Annotated in this window: 1 protein-coding gene; it reads right to left on the bottom strand. The window is 71.7% G+C overall.

The genetic code is table 11. The features are described from left to right. Positions 1 to 4,273, bottom strand: a 4,273-nt coding sequence (locus NQU54_RS48095; RefSeq protein WP_306279868.1) for a type I polyketide synthase, incomplete at both ends; no start/stop codon positions are given.

Genomic DNA, 4,273 nt, shown 5'->3' with positions numbered 1-4,273 from the left:
AAGTTGTGCTCCCATGCCTGTCCACTGAGCACCTTGACCGGGGAAGACGAACACGGTCTTGCCGTCGGTGCCGGTCTCCCCGGTGGTGAGGGCGGGATGGGGCTGCCCTTCGCTGAGGGCGGTGAGGGCGGCCGTCGCCTGGTCCATATCGGTGGCGAGGACCACCGCACGGTGTTCCAGGGCAGTGCGGGTGGTGGCCAGGGACCAGCCCATGTCCACCGGGTCGGTGTCGGGGTGGGTGCTCAGGTGGGCGATCAGGCGATCGGCCTGCGCCCGTAGCGCCGTGGGATTCTTTGCGGACAGCACCCACGGCACGGCGCCTCCCGTGGCCACCAGCCCGGGAGTCTCGGGTTCCGTGGATTCCGTTCCGGCGTCCGTCTCGGCGGGCGCTTCTTCGGGGGCCTGTTCGAGGATGAGGTGGGCGTTGGTGCCGCTGACGCCGAACGAGGAGATCCCGGCGCGGCGCGGGTGTCCGGTCTCGGGCCAGGGCCGGGCCTCGGTGAGCAGGGACACCGCGCCCTGGGACCAGTCCACCTTGGTGGTGGGCTCATCGGCGTGGAGCGTTTTGGGCAGTACGCCGTGGCGCATGGCCTGGATCATCTTGATGACCCCTGCGATGCCCGCGGCGGCCTGGGTGTGGCCGATGTTGGACTTCAGCGAGCCGAGCCAGAGGGGCTGGTCGGCGGGGCGGTTCTGGCCGTAGGTGGCCAGGAGTGCCTGGGCCTCGATGGGGTCGCCGAGTGCGGTTCCGGTGCCGTGGGCCTCGACGGTGTCGATGTCGGTGGGCGACAGTCCGGCGTTCGCCAGGGCTTGTCGTATCACCCGTTGCTGGGAGGGCCCGTTGGGTGCGGTGAGGCCGTTGCTGGCCCCGTCCTGGTTCACGGCGGTGCCGCGGATCACGCCCAGTACCTTGTGGCCGTTGCGGCGGGCGTCCGAGAGCCGTTCCAGCAGTACGAGCCCGACGCCCTCGCTGAACGTGGTGCCATCCGCGCCTTCGCCGAAGGACTTGCTGCGGCCGTCGGGGGCGAGCCCGCGCTGGTGGGAGAAGCTCACGAACCCTTCCGGAGTGGACATCACCGTCACACCCCCGGCCAGGGCCATCGAGCATTCGCCCTCGCGCACCGCCTTGGCCGCCCAGTGGATGGCCACCAGCGAGGAGGAGCACGCCGTGTCCACCGTCACCGCCGGGCCGGTCAGGCCCAGTGCGTAGGCCACCCGCCCGGACACCACGCTCGCCGACTTCCCCGTGCTCAGATAGGTCTCGGAGCCCTCGGGCAGCTCACCGGTGTTTGTGCCGTAGTCGTGGTAGATGACCCCCGCGAACACACCGGTGTCGCTGCCCCGCACCGCCCGTGGGGCGATACCGGCCTGCTCGAAGGTCTCCCACGCGGTCTCCAGCAGCAGCCGCTGCTGTGGATCCATCGCCACGGCCTCGCGCGGGGAGATGCCGAAGAAGTCCGCGTCGAACCGGGTGGCCCCGTCCAGGAAGCCACCCTCGCGTACGTAGGTCGTGCCCACCCGGTCCGGGTCCGGGTCGAACAGCATGTCCAGGTCCCAACCGCGGTCGGTGGGGAAGGCCCCGATGCCGTCCGCCCCGTCGGCCACCAGCCGCCACAGCTCCTCCGGATCGGCCACGTGCCCGGGGAGTCGGCAGGCCATGCCGACGACAACCACGGGGTCGTCCGCGTCCGCCCCCGGCCCGGTGACTGCGGCCGGAGCCACGTCCGCCGAGCCGAACAGCTCATCCCGCAGATACCCGGCGGTGATCGCCGAGGTGGGGTAGTCGAACACCACGGTCGCGGGGAGCCGCAGTCCGGTGGCCGTGTTGAGCCGGTTGCGCAGCTCGACCGCCGTCAGCGAGTCGAATCCGACCTCGCGGAAGGGCTGGTCCGGCCCGATGCTGTCGATCGTCGTATGCCCGAGCACGGCGGCCGCCTCTGTGCGGACGAGCTCGGTGAGATGGCGTAGCCGTTCGGCGTGGTCGAGGACGGCGAGCCGTTGGGTGAGCGACGAGGCGTCGACGGGGGTCGGTATGTGGGCCGTGCGGCGGGTGGGACGCCGTACGAGATGGCGGAGGAGCGGGGGAACGGGCCGCGCCGTGTCATCGGCCCGAAGGGCGGCCGGACTGATCTTGATGGGGACGAGGTGGGGGTGGGCGGTGGTCGTCAGGGCCGTGTCGAGGAGGGCGAGCCCCTCGTCGTCGGTGAGCGGGGCGACACCGCCGCGGTGGGTGCGCCGGCGGTCCCCGGTGTTCATGGTGGCGGTCAGCGCGCTGGTGGTTTCCCACAGGCCCCAGGCGAGAGAGGTGGCGGGGAGTCCGGCGGCGTGGCGTTGGTGGATGAGGGCGTCCACGTAGGTGTTCGCGGCGGCGTAGTTGGCCTGACCGGGGGTGCCGAGGGTGCCGGTGGCGGAGGAGTAGACGACGAAGGCGGTCAGGTCGTGGTCGTGGGTGAGGTCGTGGAGGTGGGTGATGGCGTCGACTTTGGGGCGGAAGACGGTGTTGAGGCGGTCGGGGGTGAGGGCGGTGAGGGTGCCGTCGTCGAGGGTTCCGGCGGTGTGGATGACGGCTGTCAGTGGATGGTCGCTCGGGATGTTGGCGAGGGTGGTGGTGAGGTGGTGGCGGTCGGCGGTGTCGCAGGCGGTGATGTGGACGGTGGCGCCGAGTTCGGTGAGTTCGGTGCTGAGGTCGGCGGCACCGGGGGCGTCGGGGCCCTGGCGGCTGATGAGGAGGAGATGGCGTGCGCCGTGGTGGGTGATGAGGTGGCGGGCGGTGAGGGCGCCGAGGGTGCCGGTGCCGCCGCTGACCAGGACGGTGCCCTCGGGGTCGAGGGGGAGTGGCTCGGCCGGTGTGCTGGTGGGCGCGGTGGTGAGCCGGGGCGCCCAGAGGGTGTTGTCGCGGAGGGCCAGTTGGGGCTGGTCGGTGGTGAGTGCGGTGGGCAGCACCTGGTCCGATTGGCCGTCGGTGTCGATGAGGTGGATACGGCCCGGGTGTTCGGACTGGGCGGAGCGGACCAGACCCCAGATCGCCGCCGCCGCGGGGTCGGTGACCTCGGCGGAGTCGTGTACGGCCATCGCACCGCGAGTGAGGACCGCCAGCCGGGTTTCCGACAGCTCGGGCAGTGTCACCCACCGCTGCAACAGGTCCAGTGCCCGCGTGGTCAGCTCGCGCGCCCGGGTCGGGAGGTCGGCGTCCCGGGACTCCCATGCGGTGGTGTCGGCGACGATCAGGGTGGGCCGCCCCTGCTCGGCCTCGGCGATCTCCGTGACATCGGCGAAGGCCGGGGCTTCCGCGGCGGCGAGGGCTGGTGAGACGTCCCCGACGGTGCCCCACCGGAGGTCGCTCGTGGTAGCGGTGTGTTCGGCCCAGGTGACCGTCCACAGCGCGTCGTTCACCGATGTGGAGGTGAGCGCTTCGAGATGCCGGGCGTCGACCTCCCGCAGGATGAGGGAGCCGATCGACGCGACGAGCCCTCCGGCCGTGTCGACCAGGGCCACGGAGAGCCCGCCGTCTTCGGAGTAACGGGCGTGTACGCGCACCGAAGTGGCACCGGTGGCGTGCAGGCGTATGTCGTTCCACGCGAACGGCAGCAACATGCGGCTGCCGGGCTCCCCGGGCAGGCAGTAGTTGCTCGCGTGCAGTGCGGCGTCCAGCAGTGCCGGGTGGATGCCGAACCGGCCGGCGGTCTCCGTCTGCTCCTCCGGCAGCGCGGCCTCCGCGAACACCTCGCCGTCGCGGGTCCATACCGCCCTCAGGCCCTGGAAGGTCGGCCCGTAGTCGTAGCCCCCCTCGGCCATCTGCTCGTACAGGCCCTCGGCCGCCACCGGCTCGGCGCCGGTGGGTGGCCACTCGGCCACGGTGGGTGACGGTGGAGAGGCGGTGTCCTGGGCGAGCGTCCCGGTGGCGTGCTCTGTCCACTGCGTGCCCTCTTCGCCACACGAGTAGATGCGCACATCCCGGCGCCCGGACTCGTCAGGGCCGCTCACGACCACCCGGATGTCCACGAAGCCACTGTCCGGCAGGGCCAGTGGCTGCTCGATGACCAGCTCTTCCAGGGTGGGGGTGGCGGTCTCGTCTCCGGCGCGAATGGCGAGTTCGGCCATCGCGGCGCCGGGGAGGAGTACGGCGCCGGACACGGTGTGGTCGGCCAGCCAGGGGTGGGTGGTCAGCGAGAGGCGCCCGGTGAGGACGGTGCCACCGGTGTCGGGGAGGTGGACGGCGGCCGTGAGAAGCGGGTGCGCGGGGTCGTGGAGACCGGCCGAGGCGATGTCCCCT

The sequence above is a fragment of the Streptomyces malaysiensis subsp. samsunensis genome (assembly GCF_024519315.1).
Lineage (GTDB): Bacteria > Actinomycetota > Actinomycetes > Streptomycetales > Streptomycetaceae > Streptomyces > Streptomyces malaysiensis.
Note: the sequence above shows the minus strand (reverse complement) of the source record. Positions and strands in the feature narration are given on the sequence as shown.